Below are 332 nucleotides of genomic sequence, written 5' to 3'. Positions count from 1 at the left end.
AAAAGCAGAACAAAGCAGATATACCTATCTTGATACGGTGATTCTGTATGCGTTTTTGAGAAAAATAAACAAAGAAGATATCATCAGAAAATCGGTATTAAGATTAAATGATACCATTTATGAAGTAGGAAATCAGTATCGATACATCGAAACGATCATTACCTCAGGAAATGTTAGCTATAATATATCTTCTATTGACAGAGATGATCTGATCGAAATGGTTCTTTCAAGCTTCGAAAATAAAAACTTTCGCTATGAAGATTTTAGAGACTTTATTTTTGAAAACATAGATCACAAAGGAGATGAGAGTGTATATAATTATATTGTTCAAT

Annotated in this window: 1 protein-coding gene; it reads left to right on the top strand. The window is 29.8% G+C overall.

Annotated features, from left to right (window positions below; translation table 11 throughout):
- Window positions 1-332: hypothetical protein (locus SB659_RS19230; protein ID WP_410551547.1), on the top strand; the 332-nt coding region annotated here is incomplete at both ends.

The organism is Arthrobacter sp. SIMBA_036, from assembly GCF_046535135.1.
Lineage (GTDB): Bacteria > Actinomycetota > Actinomycetes > Actinomycetales > Micrococcaceae > Arthrobacter.
Note: the sequence above shows the minus strand (reverse complement) of the source record. Positions and strands in the feature narration are given on the sequence as shown.